The organism is Chitinivorax sp. PXF-14 (assembly GCF_040812015.1).
GTDB lineage: Bacteria > Pseudomonadota > Gammaproteobacteria > Burkholderiales > SCOH01 > JBFNXJ01.
Window position 1 is genome coordinate 104,934 of record NZ_JBFNXJ010000002.1, and the last position, 22,467, is coordinate 127,400.

Consider the following 22,467-nt stretch of genomic DNA (forward strand, 5'->3'; position numbering starts at 1 on the left):
CGAGGACGAACGATGGCAATGCCCGGCCACCCGACGCTGCATGGCAAAAGACTGTCCCACGCCGGCCTGCTGGCCAGCGTGCTGGGGCTCGCGGCCTGTGCGGCGCCCGCTGGCGGGCCGGGCCACGCGGGCGGCAACGGTAGCTTGCGGCTCGACCCGCTGCTGTTCGCCAACCGCGTCACCTGGGGCGCCGACAGCGCCAGCGTGCGACAGATCGAAGTGGACGGCGCGGCCAGCTATCTGGAACAACAGCTGCGCCCGGGGCCGGCGGTATTGCCCGCCGAGGTGCAGGCACAGATCGACGCGATGACGATCAGCCGCGTGCCGCTGCCGCAACTGGCGGCCGAGCTCGCGCAGCAAAAGATGGCGGCAGACGCGGCTGCCGACGATGGCGCCAGGCAGGCGGCGCGGCAGCAGCTCAACCAGAGCCTCAACACGCTGGCGCGCGAGGCAGCGACGCGCTCGCTGCTGCGCGACCTGTATTCGCCCAGGCAGTTGCAGGAACAGATGACCTGGTTCTGGCTCAATCATTTCTCGGTGTTTCAGCACAAGGGCCCGATCCGCGCGCTGCTGGCCGATTACGAGGACCAGCTCAGGGCCCATGCGCTGGGCCGTTTCCGCGACCTGCTCGGCGTCACCGCGCACCACCCGGCGATGCTGCACTACCTCGACAACGCGCAGAACGCGGCCGGCCATATCAACGAGAACTACGCGCGCGAGCTGATGGAGCTGCACACGCTCGGCGTCGATGGCGGCTACAGCCAACGCGATGTGCAGGAGCTGGCGCGGGTGCTGACCGGCGTCGGCATCGTCCACCCGGCCCAATTGCGCGAGCAGCCGGCAGCCGCCGTGCGCGAGGGCTTGTTCGAATTCAACCCGCGCCGCCACGATAACGGCGAGAAGACGCTGCTGGGCCAGCCGCTGCACGCAAAGGGCTTGGCCGAGGTGGACGAGGCGCTCGACCGGCTGGCGCGCCACCCGGCCACCGCGCGCTTCATCAGCCGCAAGCTGGCGCAGTATTTCGTCGGGGACGAGCCGCCACCACGCCTGGTCGCCGCCATGGCGGACACTTTCCTGCGCCGCGACGGGCAGATCGCCGACACGCTGCGCACGCTGTTCCGCTCACCCGAGTTCGCCGCCTCGCTGGGCCGGCGCTTCAAGGACCCGATGCACTATGTCGTGTCGGCCGTGCGCCTCGCTTACGACGGCAAGCCCATCCTCAACGCCGGCCCCATGCTGGCGTGGATCAACCGCATGGGCGAGCCGCTGTACGGCCACCAGACGCCGGATGGCTACCCGTTGCTGTCCTCGGCCTGGGCCAGCCCCGGACAGATGACGACGCGCTTCGAGATCGCCCGCGCCATCGGCAACGGCAGCGCCGGCCTGTTCCGTGGCGAAGGCCTGAGCCCGATGGCGCGCCCGGCATTTCCGCAACTGGCCGGGCCGCTCTATTACCGCCACTGGCAGGCGCTGATCAGCCCGGCCACACGCCAGGCGCTCGATCAGGCCGAGTCGCCGCAGGAGTGGAATACCTTCCTGCTCAGCTCGCCCGACTTCATGAACCGCTGACACGAGGCCGCCATGAACCGCCGCCATCTGCTCAAATCGCTGGCCACCCTGCCCTTCGCCGGCTGGGGCGGGCAATTGCTGTCGGCGCCGGCCGCCAGCCCCCGCTTCCTGCTCGTGTTCCTGCGCGGCGGCTACGATGCGGCAAGCCTGCTGGTGCCGCACGGCAGCGCGTTTTACTACGAGTCGCGGCCCAATATCGCCATCGCGCCGCCCGGCCCGGACGCCAATGCGGCGCTGCCGCTCGATGCCGACTGGGGCCTGCACCCGGTGCTGCGCGACAGCCTGTATCCGCTGTACCAGGCCAGGCAGCTTGCCTTTGTTCCGTTTGCCGGCACCGATGACCTGTCGCGCAGCCATTTCGAAACGCAGGACAGCATCGAGCTCGGCACGACGGGCGCGGGCCAGTACCAGTCGGGCTTTCTGAACCGCCTCGCGGCGGTGCTGTCGGGCACGCCCGCCATCGCCTTCACCGAGCAGCTGCCGCTGATCTTCCGTGGCGAGCTGCAGGTCGCCAATCTGGCGCTGCGCCAGCTCGACCGGCCCGGCCTCGACGCGCGACAGAGCCGCATCGTCGCCGCCATGTACCGCGATACACCACTCGCACAGCAGGTGCTGGAAGGCTTCGCAACGCGCGAGGACGTGCAGAAGACACTTCAGACGGAAATGGACGGCGCCGGCCGGCAGGCGATCAGCACCCGCGGCTTCGAACAGGAGGCGCGGCGCATTGCCAAGCTGATGCGGGATCGCTATGGCCTGGGCTTCGTCGATGTCGGCGGCTGGGATAGCCACGTCGGCCAGGGCGCGGCAACCGGCTACCTGGCCAGCCGGCTCGACGAGCTCGGGCGCGGCCTGGCGGCCTTTGCCGACGAGATGGGGCCGCGCTGGGCCGACACCGTGGTCGTGGTCATCAGCGAGTTCGGCCGCACCTTCCGCGAGAACGGCAACCGCGGCACCGATCACGGCCACGGCTCGGTCTACTGGGTGCTCGGCGGCCAGCTTGCCGGCGGCAGGGTGGCCGGCGAGCAGGTCCGGGTCGAGCGGGCCAGCCTGTTCCAGAACCGCGACTACCCGGTGCTCAACGACTACCGTCCACTGCTGGCGGGGCTGTTCGCGCGGCTGTATGGCCTCGGCCCGGCGCAACTGGCCACGGTGTTCCCGGGCGCAGGCGCCCGCGACCTGGGCCTGCTCTGAGCTGCACCGCGGCAGACCGATGCGGCCCGGGCCGGCTGCTATACTCCACGGCACGATCATCCCTGCCCTGTCACGCCATGGCCCCAGCTCAACCCGATGCGCTCACCGCCGCCGCGATCGCCGCCTATAACGGTGGCGACGCCACCCGCGCTGCCGAGCTTTGCCGGCAGATACTGGCGGCCGACGCCGAGCATGCGGCCGCGCACCAGCTGCTGGCCCTGATCTGCCTCGGTGCCGGCGACGCGCGGCAGGCCAGGCGCCACGCCGAGCGCAGCCTGCGGGCGCGCCCGGGGCATGTGCCAACCTTGCTGCTGGCCGGCCGCGCCGCACTGGCTGACGACGATGCGGCGGCTGCCGCCATCAGCTTCGCGCAAGCCGCAGCGCTCGCGCCCGCGCAGCCCGAGCCCGCGCTGCTGGCCGCAGACGCCCTGCTCAAGCTGGATCAGGCTGACGCCGCGGCCGAGTTGCTGGAACGCGCGACCGCCGCCCAGCCGCAGCAGGCAGCCGTGTGGTTTGGCCTGGGCACGGCCCGGCGCCAGGCGGGGCACCCGGCAACGGCGTGCGCCGCGTTCGAACAAGGACTGGCGCTCAATCCGCAACAGGCCGGCGCCTGGTTCAACCTTGGCATGCTGCGCCAGGACATGGCCGACCTCCCCGGCGCGATCACGGCATTCGGCAAGGTGCTGGCACTGCGCCCGGACGACGCCGAGGCCGCCGTCAACCTCGGCATCGTGCAGCAGGAAAGCGGCCGGATCGACGACGCGCTGGCGCACTATCGGCTGGCCTATCGTCTGCGGCCCGATACCTTCGGCCGCATCGCCTTCGCCCTGAGCGCGGCGCCAAGCGGACGGCTGTGCCTCGACATCGACGCCCTGCGGCGCCTACTCGCGGCCTGAGCCGCCCCGCTTGACGCGAAACAGCCGCCGGTAGACCCCCGGCGTATCCATCACCTCCGCCACCAGGCGGGTGTAGCGCCGCGCGCGCTCGGTGGACAGCGGCTCGCATACCAGCTCCAGCCTGTCGCGCGGCACGACGAAGCACTGGGCGATCGGTGTGCCTTTTTGCAGCACGCCGCAATAATCGGGGCGGGCCCAGATGGCGGGAAAGTTGATGCCGGCATCGGTGAAGCGGTCGGCATCGACCAGGCCGGTCAACAGACGGAACGGCAGGTCATCACGATTCACCGGGTGCGTCACCAGCAGCGACCAGCCCGGTTCGAGTTCGATGGTCCAGAAACTGTTGAACTTGAGCGCGGCCGAGCGGCCATCGTGAAACGGTGCGCCACGCAGCTGCTCGGGCACATGAAAGCTCAGGGGTGCGCGCGGATGGTGCTCCACCGTCAGCGGCGGCTGGGCCCAATCCCAGGCGAAACGGCCATGGTCCACGCGCACATCGCACGGCAGCAGGATCATGAAGCCGTGCGACATCGCATCCACGAACGGCGGGCATTGCTTGACGGTGCGGATGTCGCGCCCGTGCAGCTCGGAGAAGGCCTTGGTGGGCATGGCGCGCAGCCACTCCGGCAGGGCCTGGCGGGCCGGGATCGGGCGCGGCAGCACGTCGATGAGGGCGGGGTCGCAACGAAAAGTAATCTGCATGGCAGGTCCGGGGAGACAACACAATCGGGCGCGGCCGGGGCGGTGCCGGGCAGGCGAGCAAGCCGGCGGTGGTGGAAGTCGCGCCGCGGCCTATCTGGCAACGCTTGGCGGCCGGCCCGGTTGACGCGCCTTGCCAGGCCCGGTGCGAACGCTCAATGGCCGCCGTGCCAGCCGAGGAACTGTTCGGCCGGCATCGGGTTGCTGAGGTACGACCCCTGGCCGACATCGGCGCCCAGCGCGGTCAGCTGCGCCCAGATCTGCTGGCTGGCGGCGCCCTCGGCCACCACTTCGAGGTTGAGGTTGTGACTCATCTCGATGGTGGAACGCACGATGGCATACGAATCGCGCTCCTCGGGCATGCTCATCACGAAGGACTTGTCTATCTTCAGCGAGTCGATCGGCAGGCGTTTCAGATAGCTCAGCGACGAATAGCCGGTGCCGTAGTCGTCCACATACAGGCGGAACCCCATCTGCTTGATGCGCTGCAGGATGTCGAGCGCGCCTTCCGGGTCATCCATCAGGGTGCTCTCGGTCAGCTCGAACTGCAGCGAATCGGGGCTCGCGCCCCAAGTCGCGGACAGCCCGGCAATGCGGTCCAAGAGGCGCGGGTCCTGCAGATTGCGCGCCGACAGGTTGACCGCCAGCGGGATGTCGAGCCCGGCGCCGCGCCAGTCGTAGCATTGGCGCATTGCGGCATTGAGCACCCAGTAGGTCAGCGGGTTGATCAGCCCTGTCTGCTCGGCAAGCGGGATGAACTGGTCGGGCGGAATCAGCCCGTGCTCGGGATGCTGCCAGCGCACCAGCGCCTCGGCGCCGCAGATGCGCCCGCTGCGCATGTCCGCCTTGGGCTGGCAGTAAAGCAGCAGCTGGTTGTCCTCGATGGCCCGCCGCAGCTCGGCGATCAGCAGCAGACGGCGGCGGTTGTCGCTCTCCGGGCTGCCGCTGTACAGCGCGATGTCGCTGCGCTGGCGCTTGGCCTGGTACATCGCGGCATCGGCGTGCAGGATCAGCTGGCTGGGTTCCTCGCCGTGACCGGGGTAGAGCGCAATGCCGATGCTGACGCGGATTTCCACACGCACGCCGGCAGGCTCGAACGGCTCGCTGAAGGTCGCCGCCATCTGCCGGGCCATGTCCATGGCCTGCTCGGCGTCGGCCATGGGCATCAGCACGGCGAATTCGTCCACCGCCAGCCGGGCCAGCATGCAGCCTGGCCCCAGCAGGGTCTGCAGACGCTGCGCGGTCTCGATGAGGATGTTGTCGCCTTCGTGGTAGCCAAGCACCTCGTTGATCTCGCGAAAGCGGTCGATATTGAGCATCAGCAGGGCCAGCGAGCAATGCTGCTGCCGGGCGGCCTCGATCGCCTCGCTCAGCCGCGCCTTGAGCGAGGCGCGGTTGGGCAGCTCGGTCAGGCTGTCGTAATACGCCATGCGCTCGATGGTGCGCTCGGCCTCCGCATGTTTTTCGCGGGCACGCGCGGTGGCAATGCCAAACGCCAGGTCCTCCGCCATTTCGCCGAGCACCGACAGCTCGCGATCTTCGAACGCCGCCTCTTCGCCGGCGAAGATGGTGAGGCAGCCGATGGGCTTGCCGTCGACCACCAGGGGGAAGCCGCTGATCGCGGCAAAGCCGCGCCTGACCGCCTCTTCCCGGTAAAAATACAGGCCCGGATCAGTAGCGATATGGCGGCGCACCGATGCCTGCCCGCTGCGGATCGCCTGCCCCGACGGGGTCTGGCCATAGGCGTTGTCGCCCCAGGTCAGCCTCAGGCCGTCGAGCATGTCGCGGTGCTCGCCGTAGATCGCCATCGGCCTGATCGACTGCTCCTCGTCGTCGATCGCGTAGCCGACCCACGCCAGGCAATAGCCGCCGACCTCGACGATGCTGCGGCACATTTCGGACAGCAGCTGCGCCTCGTCCTGCGCCCGCAGCAGCACCCGGTTACCGGCGCTGAGCGTGCGCAAGGCGCGTTGCACCAGCAGCAGGTGATCGCTCTTGTGAGCCAGCACGGCATGGGCGCGCAGCGCTTGGATGCGGGTGGCGAGACTATCCGCCACGTCGCCGAGCAATTCGGTCTCGGTCTGGTCGAACACGCCCGCCTCGGGCGAATACAGCACGAGGCAGCCAAGCAGCGTCTCGCCCCACACCAGCAGGGGGAACACGCATTCGGCCACGGCACCGGCCCCGCCCGGCAGCGCGACGAGCGGGCGGCCGCAGCGGATCGCCTCGATGGCGAGCTGGCCATCCCGTGACGCGGATACCACCTGATCGGGCTGGCTACCGGCCTGCGCCATCGGGTGCAGCGACGGCGGCTCACCTTCGTCGGTATACCAGATCCCCGCCTGCGTGTAGGCCCCGCTTTCGACCAGGGCAAGGCACACCGCCTGCAGCAGCTCGTCTTCGCCATTGGCCTGGAGGATGGCGCGGTAGGCCAGGCCAAGCGCGTGCATGGCGCGCACCGGGCGGGCCACGCGCATCGCGTCGATCGACGATGAGGGAATAGCGTTCATGTTCGCCAATACGGCACCTATCCGGATGGGCCCGGCCCGCCAGAATCCGCCTGCACCGGCGGGGCCTGGTAGCGGCGGCCAAGACGCGGTTGCGCGCCTTCTCGACTTTCAGTCTATACGCTGGCAATGCAGATAACAGGTGAATCGGATCGACGCCCATCGGCTGTCGCATCGAGCCCGCGTGCCACGGCTCACGGGCCCGCCAGACCACACCGCCGGTCGCAAGAACAGTATTGAAAATCGGCGCCGGCTCGCCTAAGTTTGGGCAAGCCCCATCGATCGCCACGGCCTGCCGCCCCAAGCCAGCGCACGGCCAGCCACCGCCGCCGCCCCAGGAGACCGCCATGCTCAGCTCCCACACAATCGCCCCCCGGCCCGGCATGCTCGGCAGCAGCGATGCCAACGACGCCCAGCGTGCCATGGCGGCCATGCGGTGGAGAAAGCAGCTCGATCTCGCCGCTTGGCTGCAGGCCTACCACGGCGGAGCCGCGCCACGATTCACATGTTCCATCACCAGGAGAGCCAGATGAAATATCGAGGAAGCTGCCACTGCGGACGCATTGCCTTCGAGGTGGAAGGCAAGATCGACGGAGCCCTGTCATGCAACTGCTCGATCTGCCGGCGCAAGGGATCGCTGCTATGGTTCGTGCCGCGTGACCAGTTGCACCTGCTGACGTCCGAGGACAACGCCAGCACCTATACCTTCAACCAGCACCGGATCAAGCACCGCTTCTGCCCCACCTGCGGCATCCACCCCTACGGCGAAGGCACCGGGCCGGACGGCAAGCCGATGGCCGCGATCAACATCCGCTGCCTGGAAAACGTCGACCTCGCCACGCTGCCCATCACCGAGTACGACGGACGCTCGCGCTGAGTGCGCGACGGATGGCGGGCCGGGCGCCTGACTCCGTCATGGCACCCCACCTGATTGCAGCTGGCCGACGGGAGCCGGGCTTGCGGTAACCCGTCCGGCCACGCACAATCTCGCGCTTTGCGCGCAAGCGCAGACGTCCGCAGTGCGCCTTAAAGCGTTTGGCACATGCGGCCCGCTCGCCGTGCAGAGCCCCCTTCCGGAATCCGATCATGCAATCGACCTCTCTCCTGCCGCTCGTCGCCGGCGGGGCCGCCATCGGCTGTGGCGCCGCCTTACTGCTGCTCGGCAGCGGCCATATCGCCGGCATCAGCGGCATCACGGCCAACCTGCTGCAAGGCCGGCGCGGCCCCGGTGACTGGCGCCCGTGGTTTCTCGTCGGCCTTCTGCTGCCGGCGCTGTGGCTGGTAGTCGGCGACACCCGGCCCGCTGGCACCGCCCCGTCATGGCTGCTCGCGCTGGCCGGCCTGCTGGTCGGGCTGGGCACGCGGCTCGGCACCGGCTGCACCAGCGGCCACGGCGTGTGCGGCATCGCCAACCTGTCGCTGCGCTCGCTCGCAGCCACGCTGACCTTCATGGCCGTCGCCATGGCAACCGTCTACCTGGTTCGCCACGGAGCCACGGCATGATCCGCCTCGCACGTCTGACGCCGCTGCTGGCTGGCCTGCTGTTCGGCTGCGGGCTGATCCTGTCGGGCATGAGCAATCCCGCCAAGGTGCTCGCTTTCCTCGATATCGCCGGCAACTGGGACCCATCTCTCATCGTGGTCATGGCCAGCGCGGTCGCGGTTGCCACGCCAGCCTTCTGGTGGTCGAAGCGATCGCGCCGCGCCTGGTCGGGCGAGGCCGTGGACATCACCAGCCGCCGCCCCATCGACCGCCGCCTGCTGGCCGGCAGCGCGCTGTTCGGTATCGGCTGGGGGCTATCCGGCCTGTGCCCGGGCCCCGCCCTGATCGTCGCCGCCGGCGGCCACGCCGGCGTACTGTTGTTCGTCGCAGCCATGGTCGCCGGCATGCTCCTGTCCGGCCAGATCCACAGCGAGAGCGACGCCTAGCGACAGGCAGCAGCCTGAAGCTGCCGCTTGGGTATGTGGGCTGAGCGCCCTCAATAAGGCCCGATATACAGGTAGACCGCGTTGCGCCCGCCCTCGCCGTGGCCGTAGCCGAGGTAGAGCGGCCCGATCAGGGTATCGAAACCGACGTGCATGCCGAGCGAGCCCTTGGTGCCGCCGCTGGTGAACGAGTCGTTGCTGCGCCCGACCTGCCCCATCTCGGCCGACACCGCGACATAGAATGCCTTGGCAAAGCGCATCTGCTTGCGCCACAGATAGGTGAGCCGGCCATAGCTGAAGCGGTCGCCGCGGAATTCGTCCGGCGCATAGCCCGTCATGTTGAGGAAACCGCCCAGCGTGAACTGCTCGGTGAACGGCAGCGTCGTGCCCAGGCTGTCGCCGCCGCGCATGGCGGCCTGGATCACGTGGTTGCCCAGGTTGAAGGCGCCTTCCCAGCCGCCCGCCACGCGGCGGTAGCTCTGGTCGCCGCCCATCGCCTGCATGCCCTGCGCGTAGCTGAGCCGCACCGTGCCACCGGCGGTGGGAAAGCTGGCGTTGTTGACCTTGTCGACGATCAGGCTCGCGCGCAGGCCACCCAGGTTCTCGCGTTCGCCGCCCAGCGGCAGGCCCACGGTGACGCTGCCCGTCACGTAGTCGCGGAAGGCGCCGACGCGCAGCTCGCCGTACTCGCCCAGGCTCAGGCCCAGGTCGACCGCCCCCAGCAGATGGCGTTCCTGGAACTCGGCTACCGCGTCGCCATCCTGGTAGAGCTTGCTGAAACGGCGCTGGAAGCGGATCAGCGGCGAGACAAAGAACGGGCCGTCGGCCGACAGCGGCTGGTAGAACTCGGAAAACAGGCCGATACGGTTGCCGATCGATGTCCCGGCGCGCCACTCGGCGCCGAGCGAATTGACCCAGCGCTTCTTGTAGACGGAGTCGAGCGTGAAATTGGCGGTATCGTGGCTGGTGGCGGCCAGGCTCAGGCCGAAACGCAGCGTATCGACGCCTTCGTACTTCTCGATCGGCCGAATGTGCAGCACGTTGCGGTTGCCTTCGTGGATCAACTGGTAGTCGACCACGTCGAAGTCGCCCGAGCCGTAGATCGCCAGCAGCTCGCGGTGCAGGCGATCCTGGTCCAGCGTGGCGTTGAGCGGCTGCTTGATGCGCGCGGAAATGGTATCCGGGTTGACCTTGCCGGTTGCGGCGATACGGATCTCGTCGACGCGGCTCGCCGGCTCGCGCTTGGTCTGGCGCTTGGCGAGCTCGGCCTCGAAGCTCGCCGCATCGATGGCAAGCGGCGCCAGGCGTTCGTGCCAGCTGGCCGCGGCCGCCTCGCCCTTGGGGATGATGTCGGCCACGCGCTCGAACTCGGTCGAGCCGATGTCGCCGAGCTCGGGCTTGATCAGGATGTCGTCGGGGGCCAGGAGCCTGAGCTGCTCCTCGACGTTGCGGTTGATGCCGATGTCGATCATCTGCTGCATCACGCCGAAGATCGATTCGAGGTCCTTGCGCTTCAGTGGCGGGCTGCCGACGTTGACGACGATGACCACGTCCGGGTGGCACATCTGGCGGACCTCGGCGATCGGCAGGTTGCGCGCGAGGCCGCCATCGACGAGCAGCTTGCCGCCGGCCTGCACCGGCTCGAACGCCCCCGGCACCGACATGCTGGCGCGCATCGCCGTGGCCAGGTCGCCACGGTCGAAGGCGTAGAGATTGCCGGTCTCAAGATCGGTCGCCATCGCACGGAACGGGATCGGCAGGCTGTCGAAGCTCTCCGGCCCGGTGCTCATCGTCAGCTCACGGATGAACAGCTCGATCTTCTGCGCGCGCACCGCGCCGCGCGGCAGCCCGATTTCGCCATCCTTCACGCCGAGCTGCAGCAAGGCGTAGTTGCGGTCGTCCTGCTTGATGCGGAAATCTTCGCTCTGGCGCGCCATCCTTGAATCGAACAGGTCCCGCCAGTCGGCGCCGAGCAGGCGCCGCTCGATTTCGTCGATCGGCATGCCGGCCGCGTACATGCCGCCGATCAGCGCACCGGCACTGGTCCCGGCGATGCAGTCGACCGGAACATGCTCGCGCTCGAGTACCTTGATCACGCCCACATGGGCCAGGCCGCGCGCACCGCCGCCCCCCAGCACCAGGCCGACCTTGGGGCGTGCCCAGGCGGCAGGCGCACCGAGCAAGACGAACAGCAGCATGCCTAGCAGCAGGTGGCGTGTCATGAAACTCCCTGGTGTGGGGCGGCGTCTGGTGCGCCGCGCCCGGTGTTCAAGCGGCCGCTCAGGCCTTGGCTTCGAAATCGAGCGACAGCGAATTGACGCAATAGCGCAGGCCCGTCGGCGCCGGGCCATCCGGGAACACATGGCCAAGATGCCCGTCGCAGCTGGCGCAGCGGATCTCGACACGGTGCATGCCGTGGCTGCGGTCGTCGATCTCGCGGATGGCGGCCTTGTTCAGCGACTCGTAAAAGCTCGGCCAGCCCGAGCCCGACTCGTACTTGGCGCCCGACGAGAACAGCTCGGCGCCACAGCCGGCGCAGCGGTAGGTGCCGCTCTCGTGATGGTGGTAATACTTGCCCGAGAACGGCGGCTCGGTGCCGCATTGGCGCAGGATGCGGTACTGCTCGTCGCTGAGCGTTTCACGCCAGTCGGCTTCGCGCTTGTCGGTCATGTCGGTCTCCATGATGCATGGTGGGCCGGCGGGCGGGGACGCCCGTGCCAGCCTCGTTATCGACGAACTATAGCGCAGCTTGCAGCCAGGCTGAACCGCCAGGCGGCTCAGGCCATGATGTTGTAGCCGGCATCCACGAAAAACACGCTACCCGTCATGCGCCGCGCGTAATCGGTGCAGAGGTAGGCCGCGGCCGCGCCGACGTCGTCGATATCGGCGAGATCCTGCTCGGGCGAGCGCTGCACCGCGTCGTACAGCAGCTCGTCGAATTCCTTGAGGCCACCGGCGGCGCGCGTGCGCATCGGCCCTGGCGACAGCGCATGCACGCGGACGCCAGCCGGCCCAAGCTCATAGGCCAGGTAGCGTGCGGCCGACTCGAGCGCGGCCTTGACCGGGCCCATCAGCTGGTAATTGGGCACCACCTTGGTTGCGCCAAGGTAGCTCATCGCCAGCAGGGTGCCGCCATCGCGCATCAGCGGCTCGGCCAGCCGCGCCATGCGGATGAAGGAGTGGCACGACACGTCCATCGCCAGCTTGAAACCATCGGCCGAGCTGTCGGTGAGGCGGCCGTGCAGGTCATCCATCGGCGCGAAGGCGATCGAATGCACGCCGATGTCGAGCCGGCCCCAGCGCTGATCCAGCGCCTCGAACACGCTCTCCATCTGCCCCGGCTGCTGCACGTCGAGCGGCAGCAGCACCTGCGCCTCGAGCTCCTCGGCGAGCGGCTCGACATAGGCGCGCGCCTTGTCGTTCAGATAGGTGACGGCGATTTCGGCGCCGAGCCTGCGCAACGAGCGCGCCACCCCCCAGGCAATCGAGTGCTGGTTGGCAATGCCCACCACGAGGGCCTTCTTGCCCATCAGCAGATCGCTTTCGATTTCAATCATGGCTTCCCTTTCGTCAATCAGTCGATTCTCCATGCGCGCTCTTACAGGGGCGTGAACCTCCGGCTCGACCCGATGCGACCGGGCCCCAGCGATCTGCGCTGGAAACGAGCCCTGGCGCGGCCTCTGGAGCCGCTACAGCAGCGGGCTGCCGGCACGGCGCATGACATCGCGCACGCCGCGTGCAATCACCAGCTCCTCGTTGGTCGGGATCACGCGCACGGCAACGCGGCTCGCCGGCGTCGAGATCAGCTCAGCCTGTGCCGCGTTGGCCCGCGGATCGATGTTGATGCCGAGCCAGGCCGCCAGCTCGCACACGCGGCGGCGGATTTCCACCGAGCGCTCGCCGATGCCGGCAGTGAACACCACGCCGTCGAGCCCCTGCAGGGCGGCCGCGAGCGAGCCCAGCTGGCGCGCCACGCGGTAGCAGAACATGTCGACCGCGAGCCGCGCGCGCGGGTCGTCGCTGGCCAGCAGCTGACGCATGTCGCCCGACAGGCCCGAAATACCAAGCAGGCCAGACTGCTTGTAGATCAGCGTTTCCACCTCCTTCAGGCTCATGCCCTGGCTTTCGAGGTAGAGAATCACGCCGGGGTCGATCGAGCCGCAGCGCGTGGACATGATCAGCCCCTCCACCGCGGTGAAGCCCATGGTGCTGGCGACGCTGCGGCCACGCGCCATCGCGCACATGCTCGCGCCGCTGCCGAGATGCGCCACCACGGTACGTCCGCCCTTGCCGCGCGGGTCGATCTCGGCCAGACGGCCGGCGATGTACTGGTAGGACAGGCCATGGAAACCATAGCGGCGCACGCCGCGCTCGGCGTAATCGAGCGGTAGTGCGAAGAACTGCGCCACCTTGGGGATGGTGCGGTGAAACGCCGTATCGAAGCAGGCCACCTGCGGCAGATCGGGCTGCAAGCCGCGCAGCGCCTCGATCGGCGCCAGGTTGTGCGGCTGGTGCAGGGGCGCGAGCGGGATCAGCGCCCGCAGCGCATCGAGCACCCCGTCATCGATCCGGATCGGCTGGGCGAACTGCGTGCCGCCATGCACCATGCGGTGGCCCACCGCCACCAGCTCACCGTCGAGGCGCGGCTTGATCCAGTCGAGCAGCAACGCCAGCGCATCGGGCTGGCGGGTGTTCGCCGGCAGATCGAGCGTAGTCTCGCCCCCGCCGCCGGCATCGGCCGCCGAGAAGCGCGGCTGCGCCCCGAGACCCTCGATCTGGCCGCGCCAGCCGAGCTGCGGCTCGTGACCGTCAACCACGGTGAACAGCGAGAACTTCAGGCTCGACGAGCCCGCATTGAGAACCAGCAGGCTCGCCATCTCACTTGCTCCGGCGCGCGTGCGCAACGAGCGCCATCACGGCGGCCGAGGCCAGGCGCGAGCGCACATTGTCTGCGCGGCTCGTCAGCACGATCGGCACGCGCGCGCCGAGCACGATGCCAGCGCTGTCCGCCCCGGCGAAGTAGGACATGTTCTTCGCCAGCATGTTGCCGGCCTCGAGATCGGGCGCCACGAGGATATCGGCCTGCCCCGCCACCGGCGAGACGATGTGCTTGGTGCGCGCGGCATCGGGGCTGATCGCGTTGTCGAAGGCCAGCGGGCCGTCCAGCACGCCGCCGGTGATCTGGCCGCGATCGGCCATCTTGCACAGGAGCGCCGCATCCATCGTCGACGGGATCTTGATGTTGACCACCTCGGTGGCCGACAGGATCGCCACCTTGGGCTCGGGCACGCCGAGCACATGGGCCAGGTGGATCGCGTTCTGCACGATGTCGATCTTGTCTTCGAGCGTCGGCGCGATATTGATCGCCGCATCGGTCACCAGCAGCGGGCGCGAATAGGCCGGCACATCGAGCACGAACACATGGCTGATGCGGCGATTGGTGCGCAGGCCGGTGGCCGACGGCACGACCGCCGCCATCAACTCGTCGGTATGCAGCGAGCCCTTCATCAGCGATTCGACCTTGCCCTCGCGTGCGAGATCAACGGATTTCTGCGCCGCCGCATGGCTGTGCTCGACGTCAACGATCTCGATACCGTCGAGATCGACCCCGGCGGCGGCGGCGGTCGCGGCAATCTTCGCCTGCGGCCCGACCAGCACCGGCACGATCAGCCGCTGGCGCATCGCCTCGAGCGCGCCCAGCAGCGAATCGTGGTCGCACGGGTGGACCACGGCGCAACGCACCGGGTCGCGCGTGGCGCAGGCATCCATCAGTCGTGCGAACGCATCATGGCGGCGCAGGGTGATCTCGGGCAACGCTTCCGGCTCGCTGTATACCTTGCCCTGCGGTGCGCGCAGCCACACGTGGCCAGCCAGCAGCTCGTGGCCATCCTGGTTGCGGCAACCGCAGTCGAACAGCACGATGCCCGTTTCGCCGTCGATCTCGAGGATACGCGCCTCGGTGGTGATCTCGTCGCCGACAGCCACGCTGCCGGTCGAGCACAGGTCATGGCGCACGATGGCACTGCCCGCCCCCGGCAGACGGTTGCACAGCAGCCACGAAATCAGCGCCGCACAGCCGCTGGCCTGGGCCATCAAACGGCCTTCGCCGCCCGGCGCCACCTGCGCGGTCTCGATCTCCCCGCCCATCAGCGAGAACAGCTCGACGTCGCTACGCGTCAGGCAACGTGTCGACGCGGTCTGCATGCCCACGTGCAGTTCGGTCAGTGTATGGTTTTCAATCAGGGTCATCGCTTAACTCCGGTATTCGCTGGTTCTGACAGATTAGAGCATAAATTGATTGCGATTTTTGCACTGCACCGCGCACGACGCCTTGTTCAAGCGCAAAGTCAGGCTGGAAAAGGAGAATGGCGGCTTGTGCCTTGCAGCGAAAACAGGGCAGGCGGCGGACGGAGACGGTCCAAGGCGGGGGCGGACGGGGGGCGCAAGGCTGAGGGATTCAGCCTGCTGGCGCATCTGCGACTCACAGACAGCGACGAATGTGGGTTAGCGAGCGATTTGACACTTTCTTGCGTTTCTTTTGTCACCGCCCAGTAAGCTGTTGATTTACTGGTGAATGCTGGCGCAATCAGTGCCCAAAAGGGTGCAAAGAAACGCAAATGGCTTCATCGGGTGCCAATTGTTGCGCTAAATACGGGATATAACTCGTTGATTCTACTGATGCTGGTTTTTGTACCAGTACCAAAGCACGTCCCCCCAACCTGTCAGCACACCTGCGGCACATCGGCAGAAAGGCTGAGGTGTTCTGCCTGCCGACGCGCCTGCGGCGCACCGGCAGATAAGAACTGGCTGGCCACTAAGCCCGCTTGAGGGCTTAGTGGCTCAGCCGTTCTAAAAAAAACCCGGCCTTTGGGGGGCCGGGAATGAATCGAAGGGTCGAAGAAGTATCCGGTGACGGCTGCCGGCAATTCGACAGGGTATCTCCGAATATTTTCGGGGAGACGCCCCGAAATCTTGGCAAGAGCCGCGAGGCCCTTGCCAGGGTGTTACTTAGAGAATGAAGGAATCCTCTTCCAGATCCATCAGGCTCTTCGTGCCGGCGCGCAGGCGAACCAGCAGCGTTGCGGTTTCGGGCATCAGGCGAGCGTAGTAGAAGCGCGCGGTGTGAACCTTGGCCTGATAGAACTGCTTGTCACCGGTTTCCATCTTGGCGTAGGCAACCTTGGCCATTTGCGCCCAGAAGAAGCCGAAGGTCAGGTGGCCGATCAGGCGCAGGAAGTCGACGGCGTTGGCGCCGGCTTCGTCCTTGTTCATCATCGCCTGCATGCCGACGTGCATGGTCACGTCGCCGACATCCTTCATCAGCTTGGCCAGTGGCTCGGTGAATTCCTTCAGTTGCGCGTCGGCGCTGTTGGCCTCGACGAACTTGTGGATGATCTTGGTGAACTTGCGCAGCTTCTGGCCTTGATCCAGCAGCACCTTGCGGCCGATCAGGTCGAGTGCCTGAATCGTGTTGGTGCCTTCGTAGATCTGGGCGATACGTGCGTCACGGACGAACTGCTCCATGCCCCACTCGCGAATGAAGCCGTGGCCACCATAAACCTGCATGCTTTCGTTGGCGATGGTGAAGCCGTTGTCGGTCATGAAGGCCTTGGCAACCGGCGTCAGCAGCGCAACCAGATCAGCGGCGTCCTGAACGGTCTGGGCGTCGGTCGACTTGGCTTCGATGTCGAGGTTCAGTGCGAGCCAGGTCGACAGCACGCGGCCAGCTTCGGTGTATGCCTTGCCGGTCAGCAGCATGCGGCGGACATCGGGGTGCACGATGATCGGGTCGGCCGGCAGTTCCGGGCGCTTGGTGCCGGTCAGCGAGCGCATCTGTACGCGTTCCTTGGCGTAGGTGACGGCGTTCTGGAACGCGACTTCACCGATGCCGAGGCCTTGAACACCCACGCCGAGGCGCGCTGCGTTCATCATGGTGAACATGCAGGCCATGCCCTTGTTCACTTCACCGATCAGCCAGCCCTTGGCGCCGTCGAGGTTGATCACGCAGGTCGAGTTGGCCTTGATGCCCATCTTGTGTTCGATCGAGCCGGCGCCAACAGTGTTGCGCTCGCCCGGGTTGCCGTTGGCATCGGGTACGAACTTCGGCACCAGGAACAGCGAGATGCCCTTGACGTCCTTGGGCGAATCCGGCAGACGAGCCAGCACCAGGTGCAGGATGTTGTCGGACATGTCGTGTTCGCCGGCCGAGATGAAGATCTTGGTGCCGGTAATGTTGTAGCTGCCGTCGCCGTTCGGCTCGGCGCGGGTCTTCAGGAGACCCAGATCGGTACCGCAGTGCGGCTCGGTCAGGCACATGGTGCCGGTCCAGGTGCCGTCAACCAGCTTGGGCAGGTAGAGATCCTTCATCCACTGCTCGCCGTGAGCGTGGATCGCGTTATAGGCGCCGTGGCTCAGGCCAGGGTACATCGCCCATGCCATGTTGGCAGCGCTGAACATTTCGCTGGCGAGGAAACCCAGCGTGTGCGGCATGCCTTGGCCGCCGTAGGTCGGGTCACAATCGACACCGGTGAAGCCGAGTTCGCAGAACTGCTTGTACGCGTCCTTGAAGCCGGCCGGCGTGGTGACGACGCCGTTTTCGAAATGACAGCCTTCTTCGTCGGCAGCACGGTTCAGCGGGGCGATTTCGTTTTCAGCAAACGCAGCTGCCGCTTCGAGATACTGATTCAAGACGTCGGCGGTCGCTTCCTCGTAACCCGGCAGGGTCGACAAGGTTTTTTCGACTTCCAACAACTCGTGCATTACAAATTGCATGTCGCGCAGCGGCGCCTTGTATGTAGCCATCTCAAACTCTCCGATTAGATTTCCGTGCAATGCCTTGAGGCATATTTGCAGACAGTCGGTAATAACCCTTGGCCACCGCTGCCAGAGTGAAAAAACGAGCCCTTGGGGCTGGTCTAACATTCGGCCGGGGTGTTGGGTGAGTACACTACGCTCCTCTGGAATTTTCTGCAAGAAATTTTCAAACGGTCGTTTGATCGACATCAAACAAAACGTACTTTATCATTAATAATCATTAAGTTAATCAAACAAAAAAATATGCCTTGCATTGCAAAATTGGTGCGGAGCAACAAATCATAATCCCGGACAATTTTGATGCGTTGCAGCATAATATGCGGCCGAACCCCATACATTTCCGCCTGGCATAAGCTCTCTTGGTTAGAATGCGCGCATGACTGCGATTACCGATTATCCGCACGGCGTCAGCGCCATCGACGTGGAGTTCCAGCGTAGCGGCCTGGCAGCGTCCCACCTGATCGTCGACGGCGATGAAGCGGCGCTGGTGGACTGCGGCACCAACTATTCGGTGCCCCGGCTGATGGCGGCCCTCGCCAGCCGGGCCGTGGCGCCCGAGCAGGTGCGCTACCTGATCCTCACCCACGTCCACCTCGACCACGCCGGCGGCGCGGGCCTCTTGATCCAGCAATTGCCCAATGCCACGCTGCTGCTGCATCCGCGCGGCGCACGCCACATGATCGACCCGCGCGTGCTGTACAAGAGCGCGACCCAGGTATACGGCGAGGCCGAAATGGCGCGCACCTACGGCCAGCTGACGCCGGTGCCGGCGGCACGCGTGAGGGAGGTGCACGATGGCGACCAGGTCACGCTCGGCAGCCGCACGCTGAGCTTCATGGATACCCCGGGCCATGCCAAGCACCACGTCTGCATTCACGACAGCGGCAGCAACGGCGTCTTTAGCGGCGACACCTTCGGGCTGTCCTACCGCGCGCTCGATTGCGGCGGCCGGCCCTTCGTGCTGCCGACCACGACGCCGCCCCAGTTCGACCCCGAGGCGGCCCATGCCTCGATCGAACGCATTGCCGCGCTGGCGCCGGAGGCCGTCTACCTGACCCATTACGGCCGGGTAGCCGAGGTGCCGCGGCTGGAGGCCGACCTGCACGCCGGGCTCGATGCCTTCGTGGAGATCGCCCTGCGTCTGCAGGATGCCGGTGCGGCGCGCCACCGGCTGATCTGCGAGCAGTTGTTCGGCTGGCTGTGGCACCGGCTGCAGGCGCAGGGTTTCGCGGGCAGCGAGGCGCAGGCGCGCGACTGGCTGACCATGGACATCGAGCTCAATGCGCAGGGGCTGGAATTCTGGCTCGACAGCCTGCCCGCCTGACGCAAAAAAGCCCGGTTCAACCGGGCTTTTTCATGTCAATGCGGCTGGATCAGGCGATGCTCAGCGTCGCCAGCGGGCGATCCATCAGCGTCAGCGACAGGCGGTCGCCGCTGTTGAGTTTGCCCACGCCCTCGGGCGTACCGGTGTAGATCAGGTCTCCCGGCTGCAGCGTGAACATCGTCGACAGGTAGTGGATCAGGTAAGGCACGCTGAACAGCATCAGCGCCGTGTCGCCAGCCTGCCGCGGCTCACCGTTCAGGCTCATGCCGAAGCGCACGTGGTCGATGTCGGCCATGGTATCGGGCGCGACGAATTCCGAGATGCAGGCCGCGCCGTCGAAGCCCTTGCACAGGGTCCACGGCAGGCCCTTCTGTTTGGCCACCGCCTGGATGTCGCGCGCAGTCAGGTCGAGGCCCAGGCCATAGCCGGCGACATGCTCGAGCGCCGCCTGCTCGGGAATATTCTTGCCACCCTTGCCGATCAGCAGCACCAGCTCGGTCTCATAGTGCACATCGTTCGAGAACGCGGGCAGCGTCAACGGCTGGTCCATCGCATGCAGCGCCGAGGTCGGCTTGATGAAGACCAGTGGTGCCGGCTCGACCTGGTTGCCGAGCTCGGCCGCGTGCGCGGCGTAATTGCGACCGATGCAGAAGATGTTGGAAACCGGCACTTCGCGGCGATCGGCTTGCAGGATGACGTGAGGCATGATGAAGGTTTGTTCCGTTCGGGATGAGGTCAGGGTTTGTCGGGCAGCGTGTACTCGATGAACAGGGGCGGGATCAAAGCACTCAGGATAATCCATAGCGGAGCCATGAACGACGGGAGATACCCACCGACCGCCGCCTTGAATCGAATCCAGGTATCCGGCCCCAGGCTCATCAGCGCCAGCATCACCGTCAACTGGGCCAGCATCAGCCCCAGCGCCAGGCAGATGACAATACGGCCAGTCTTGCCAAATCTGGCCTGCAGTTCGGTACGGCAATGGGTGCAGCGATAGCGGCAAGCCGTGGCCTTGAACCAGGCAATGCCCTCGCCCCGCGTCCGTGTCAGATGCCGGCCATACCAGCCCAGGCTCTTGCTACAAGCGGGGCAGACACGCTTCATGATCTGCCCACCCCTCAATGGCGCGTGTCGCTCGCCGGCTGGCTGATCGGTGCGGCGAATACCTGCTCGACATCGACCGGGTCGAAGTCGTAGCGCGTATTGCAGAACTCGCAGTGGATCTCGATGCTGCCCTGCTCCTCGATGAGGCTGCGCACCTCGGCCTCGCCCACCATGCGCAACATATTGCCGACCCGCTCGCGCGAGCACGAGCAGCGGAAGGCGATCGGGTGATCGTCGAACAGGCGCAGGGTTTCTTCGTGAAACAGACGATGGATCACCTCGCGCGGCGGCAGGTCGAGCAGCTCGCCCTGGGTGATGGTGCCCGCGAGATACTTGGCGCGGTCCCAGGCATCGGGGTCGCCCTGGCCGGCGGGCAGCTTCTGCAGCAGCAGGCCCGTCGCTCGCTTGTCGTCGGCGGCCAGCCAGAAGCGCGTGTCGAGCTGCTCGGAGCGCTGCATATAGTTCTCCAGCATCTGGGCAATCGATTCGCCCTCCAGCGCGACGATGCCCTGATACGGCGCCTGGCCGTTCTGCTGGTCGAGCGTGATGACAAACTTGCCATTGCCCAGCAGCTCGGACAGCGGCATCGGCCTGACCTCGCCCTCCCACTTCGCCGTCGCGCGCATGGTCAGGTCGGCATTGCATTCGACCACCATCAGGCGCAAGGCGCCGGTGCCGTGCAGCTGCATGATCAGCGCACCATTGAATTTCAGCGTGGCCGACAGCAGCGCAGCCGAGGCCATCAGCTCGCCGAGCAGCGAGCGCAGTACCGGCGGGTAGTCGTGGCGCGCCAGCACCTCGCGCCAGGTCTGGTCGAGCGTGACCAGCTCGCCACGCACGGGCGCGCCGTCAAACAGGAAACGGGACAGGGAATCTTTCATTGCAACCTCGACATGCCCGGCAAGCGGGCGAAACGCATCAAGTGGGGGTGGTGGCAACCGAATACAAGGTCATCGGCAGCGAGGAGTTGATATCGAACTGGCAGCCCGCCTCGACCCCGACGCGCGCGATCTCCTCGGCGGACAGGGCCGAGTCGTACACCGCGTGCATGGCACCGGTCGCGTATTCGCGGCCGGTGCCGATGGCCCAGAAACGCTCGAACTGGTATACCTCGCGCATCGAATAGACGCCGAAGATGCCCTTCGGATTGGCGATCAGCGCCGTCAGCTGGCTCGATTCGTAAGGGTCGTCCTCTTCCTCGTCGGGCTTGAGGAAGAACTCTTCCTTCAATACCGGATGCAGCTTGCGGAACGTCTCGAAGATCGCGGCACGGCTCGACAGGTCGAGCTTCTTCTGCTTGCGCAGCGCGCTCTGCAGCACCAGGTCGTGCGCGGCGCTGCCGGAAATGCCGAGATAGTTGTCGCCGAGCTGGAAAATCTTGTTGTAGGCCGCGTCGAACTGGGCCGGTAGGCGGGTGTCGCCGAAGGTGGACTGGCTGTCGCCGGCAATGGCGACCATGCCCTGCTTTTGTACGACAACGAGGGTGGTCATGATCTGCTCACCGCAAAACTCGGCATTTTACCCGATTCGCCCCTACCGCGCCGCAGCGGCGCCCCGCTGTGGACGCCCGGCTCAGCCATGATCAGCCGGGCGGTCGCTGTGGCCCAGGCTGCGCTCGGGCGCCACCGCGTCGCGCACCAGCTGCTTGAGCTGCTTGATATCGGGAAAGCCGTCGCGCGCCTTGCGGTCCCAGATCTCGCGCCCATCGATGGCGATGTGGAAGATGCCGCCGGTGCCCGGGTGCAGCGATACCGCGCCCAGTTCATCCTCGAAGGTCGTCAGCAGCTCCTGCGCCATCCAGGCGGCCCGCAGCAGCCAGCGGCATTGCGTGCAGTATTCGATCGATACGGTGGGTTTCATGGGTTTCAAGCGTTAGCCTCTCTCTGGTTCATCTGGCTGAAAATGTTGCAGCAGTTCCGCTGCGTCGGCCCGCCCGTCAAGCTCGACCTCCAGCGTCGGCAGGTGCTCGCGCAGCGCCCGCGCGAGCCACGGCCGGCAGCGGCCGCACTGCAGGCCGGCGCCCGTCAGCAGCATGACGCAATCGACATCGCCAGCGCAGTCGCCCACCAGCGCCAGCAGGGACTGGAAACTGACGCGGCGGCAGGCGCAACGGTCGATGCAGAGCTTCATGGCGATGCGCGCCGGCCCAGCAGGCGCTGCCACACACGGCGCCACCAGGGCTGTGGGGGCGGCGGCGCCACGGCCGCCCGGTCGCGCGCCAGGCTTTGCCGGGTGGCGGCGTGGATCTCGCGCATCGTCAACCCGCCGGGACCCTTGAGCTTGTCCGGATCGTGCTCGTCGGGTGGATTCTTCAGCGTGCTCATGACCGTATTTTAGAACCTCTTCAGCCGTCGTCGCGAGTGCCGCGCGGGGCCTCGTTCCGCCTGCGGCCGGCGCAGAATTTGCTATAACGGGGCAACACCTAGCGGGAGTAGCAT

General features: G+C 66.6%; 22 protein-coding genes. 7 read left to right on the forward strand and 15 right to left on the reverse strand.

Going from position 1 to position 22,467, the window contains the following annotated elements; all coding sequences use genetic code 11:
- Positions 1–12: 12 nt before the first annotated feature.
- The 3 genes from ABWL39_RS03245 to ABWL39_RS03255 all read left to right on the forward strand — a co-directional run bounded on the left by ABWL39_RS03245 (position 13) and on the right by ABWL39_RS03255 (position 3,656).
- Entirely contained in the window at positions 13–1,569 is a 1,557-nt protein-coding gene (locus ABWL39_RS03245; RefSeq protein ID WP_367787117.1) for a DUF1800 domain-containing protein, read from the forward strand.
- Positions 1,570–1,581: 12 nt separating this feature from the next.
- Positions 1,582–2,760: a DUF1501 domain-containing protein gene (locus tag ABWL39_RS03250; RefSeq protein ID WP_367787119.1), complete on the forward strand. Its 1,179-nt coding sequence runs from the start codon at positions 1,582–1,584 to the stop codon at positions 2,758–2,760.
- Positions 2,761–2,837: 77 nt separating this feature from the next.
- On the forward strand, positions 2,838–3,656 hold the full coding sequence (locus ABWL39_RS03255) for a tetratricopeptide repeat protein (RefSeq protein WP_367787121.1): 819 nt from the start codon (positions 2,838–2,840) through the stop codon (positions 3,654–3,656).
- On the opposite strand, the gene ABWL39_RS03260 is transcribed toward ABWL39_RS03255, so the two are convergent.
- Complete coding sequence (locus ABWL39_RS03260) at positions 3,642–4,358, reverse strand: hypothetical protein (RefSeq protein WP_367787123.1); 717 nt, start codon at positions 4,356–4,358, stop codon at positions 3,642–3,644. The two genes, ABWL39_RS03255 and ABWL39_RS03260, sit on opposite strands and share 15 nt — an antisense overlap.
- A gap of 152 nt (positions 4,359–4,510) precedes the next feature.
- Complete coding sequence (locus tag ABWL39_RS03265) at positions 4,511–6,865, reverse strand: EAL domain-containing protein (protein ID WP_367787125.1); 2,355 nt, start codon at positions 6,863–6,865, stop codon at positions 4,511–4,513.
- Between the two features lie 526 nt (positions 6,866–7,391).
- Here ABWL39_RS03265 and ABWL39_RS03270 point away from each other — a divergent pair.
- The 3 genes from ABWL39_RS03270 to ABWL39_RS03280 all read left to right on the forward strand — a co-directional run bounded on the left by ABWL39_RS03270 (position 7,392) and on the right by ABWL39_RS03280 (position 8,790).
- Positions 7,392–7,739, forward strand: coding sequence for a GFA family protein (locus ABWL39_RS03270; RefSeq protein ID WP_367787127.1), 348 nt, complete (start codon positions 7,392–7,394; stop codon positions 7,737–7,739).
- Between the two features lie 209 nt (positions 7,740–7,948).
- Positions 7,949–8,365, forward strand: coding sequence for a YeeE/YedE family protein (locus ABWL39_RS03275; RefSeq protein WP_367787128.1), 417 nt, complete (start codon positions 7,949–7,951; stop codon positions 8,363–8,365).
- Positions 8,362–8,790 (forward strand): DUF6691 family protein, encoded by a 429-nt coding sequence (locus ABWL39_RS03280; RefSeq protein WP_367787129.1) that lies wholly within the window; start codon positions 8,362–8,364, stop codon positions 8,788–8,790. The genes ABWL39_RS03275 and ABWL39_RS03280 overlap by 4 nt, the downstream gene beginning before the upstream one ends.
- A 50-nt stretch (positions 8,791–8,840) precedes the next feature.
- Here ABWL39_RS03280 and ABWL39_RS03285 read toward each other — a convergent pair whose 3' ends face one another.
- From ABWL39_RS03285 to ABWL39_RS03310, 6 genes are all read right to left on the reverse strand, one after another.
- On the reverse strand, positions 8,841–11,009 hold the full coding sequence (locus tag ABWL39_RS03285; protein ID WP_367787131.1) for a patatin-like phospholipase family protein: 2,169 nt from the start codon (positions 11,007–11,009) through the stop codon (positions 8,841–8,843).
- A 58-nt stretch (positions 11,010–11,067) separates the two neighbouring features.
- A complete protein-coding gene (gene msrB, locus ABWL39_RS03290; RefSeq protein ID WP_367787132.1) occupies positions 11,068–11,469 on the reverse strand; it encodes a peptide-methionine (R)-S-oxide reductase MsrB in 402 nt (133 codons plus the stop codon).
- A gap of 95 nt (positions 11,470–11,564) precedes the next feature.
- A complete protein-coding gene (gene fabI, locus ABWL39_RS03295) occupies positions 11,565–12,344 on the reverse strand; it encodes an enoyl-ACP reductase FabI (RefSeq protein ID WP_367787133.1) in 780 nt (259 codons plus the stop codon).
- A gap of 132 nt (positions 12,345–12,476) precedes the next feature.
- The gene (locus ABWL39_RS03300) at positions 12,477–13,664 is read right to left on the reverse strand and encodes an acetate/propionate family kinase (protein WP_367787135.1); all 1,188 of its coding nucleotides are present in this window, start codon (positions 13,662–13,664) and stop codon (positions 12,477–12,479) included.
- A gap of 1 nt (position 13,665) precedes the next feature.
- Positions 13,666–15,036, reverse strand: a complete 1,371-nt coding sequence (locus tag ABWL39_RS03305) for a bifunctional enoyl-CoA hydratase/phosphate acetyltransferase (RefSeq protein ID WP_367787137.1) — start codon at positions 15,034–15,036, stop codon at positions 13,666–13,668.
- A gap of 759 nt (positions 15,037–15,795) precedes the next feature.
- Positions 15,796–17,589, reverse strand: a complete 1,794-nt coding sequence (locus ABWL39_RS03310; RefSeq protein WP_367787138.1) for an acyl-CoA dehydrogenase C-terminal domain-containing protein — start codon at positions 17,587–17,589, stop codon at positions 15,796–15,798.
- 388 nt (positions 17,590–17,977) lie between these two features.
- Here ABWL39_RS03310 and ABWL39_RS03315 point away from each other — a divergent pair, with 388 nt between their 5' ends.
- Complete coding sequence (locus ABWL39_RS03315) at positions 17,978–18,925, forward strand: MBL fold metallo-hydrolase (RefSeq protein ID WP_367787139.1); 948 nt, start codon at positions 17,978–17,980, stop codon at positions 18,923–18,925.
- A gap of 49 nt (positions 18,926–18,974) precedes the next feature.
- Here ABWL39_RS03315 and ABWL39_RS03320 read toward each other — a convergent pair whose 3' ends face one another.
- The 7 genes from ABWL39_RS03320 to ABWL39_RS03350 form a co-directional block, all read right to left on the reverse strand.
- On the reverse strand, positions 18,975–19,631 hold the full coding sequence (locus ABWL39_RS03320; RefSeq protein ID WP_367787141.1) for a fumarylacetoacetate hydrolase family protein: 657 nt from the start codon (positions 19,629–19,631) through the stop codon (positions 18,975–18,977).
- A gap of 29 nt (positions 19,632–19,660) precedes the next feature.
- Entirely contained in the window at positions 19,661–20,029 is a 369-nt protein-coding gene (locus ABWL39_RS03325) for a hypothetical protein (protein ID WP_367787142.1), read from the reverse strand.
- Between the two features lie 14 nt (positions 20,030–20,043).
- Positions 20,044–20,910 carry an Hsp33 family molecular chaperone HslO gene (gene hslO / locus ABWL39_RS03330; RefSeq protein WP_367787144.1) on the reverse strand — a complete coding sequence of 289 codons (867 nt, stop codon included), beginning with the start codon at positions 20,908–20,910 and terminating at the stop codon, positions 20,044–20,046.
- Between the two features lie 37 nt (positions 20,911–20,947).
- A complete protein-coding gene (locus tag ABWL39_RS03335) occupies positions 20,948–21,520 on the reverse strand; it encodes an MFS transporter (RefSeq protein WP_367787146.1) in 573 nt (190 codons plus the stop codon).
- 81 nt (positions 21,521–21,601) lie between these two features.
- Positions 21,602–21,898 (reverse strand): SelT/SelW/SelH family protein, encoded by a 297-nt coding sequence (locus tag ABWL39_RS03340; RefSeq protein ID WP_367787148.1) that lies wholly within the window; start codon positions 21,896–21,898, stop codon positions 21,602–21,604.
- A 3-nt stretch (positions 21,899–21,901) separates the two neighbouring features.
- A complete protein-coding gene (locus tag ABWL39_RS03345) occupies positions 21,902–22,159 on the reverse strand; it encodes a (2Fe-2S)-binding protein (protein WP_367787150.1) in 258 nt (85 codons plus the stop codon).
- Positions 22,156–22,353: a hypothetical protein gene (locus ABWL39_RS03350; RefSeq protein ID WP_367787152.1), complete on the reverse strand. Its 198-nt coding sequence runs from the start codon at positions 22,351–22,353 to the stop codon at positions 22,156–22,158. The genes ABWL39_RS03345 and ABWL39_RS03350 overlap by 4 nt, the downstream gene beginning before the upstream one ends.
- Between the last annotated feature and the right edge of the window lie 114 nt (positions 22,354–22,467).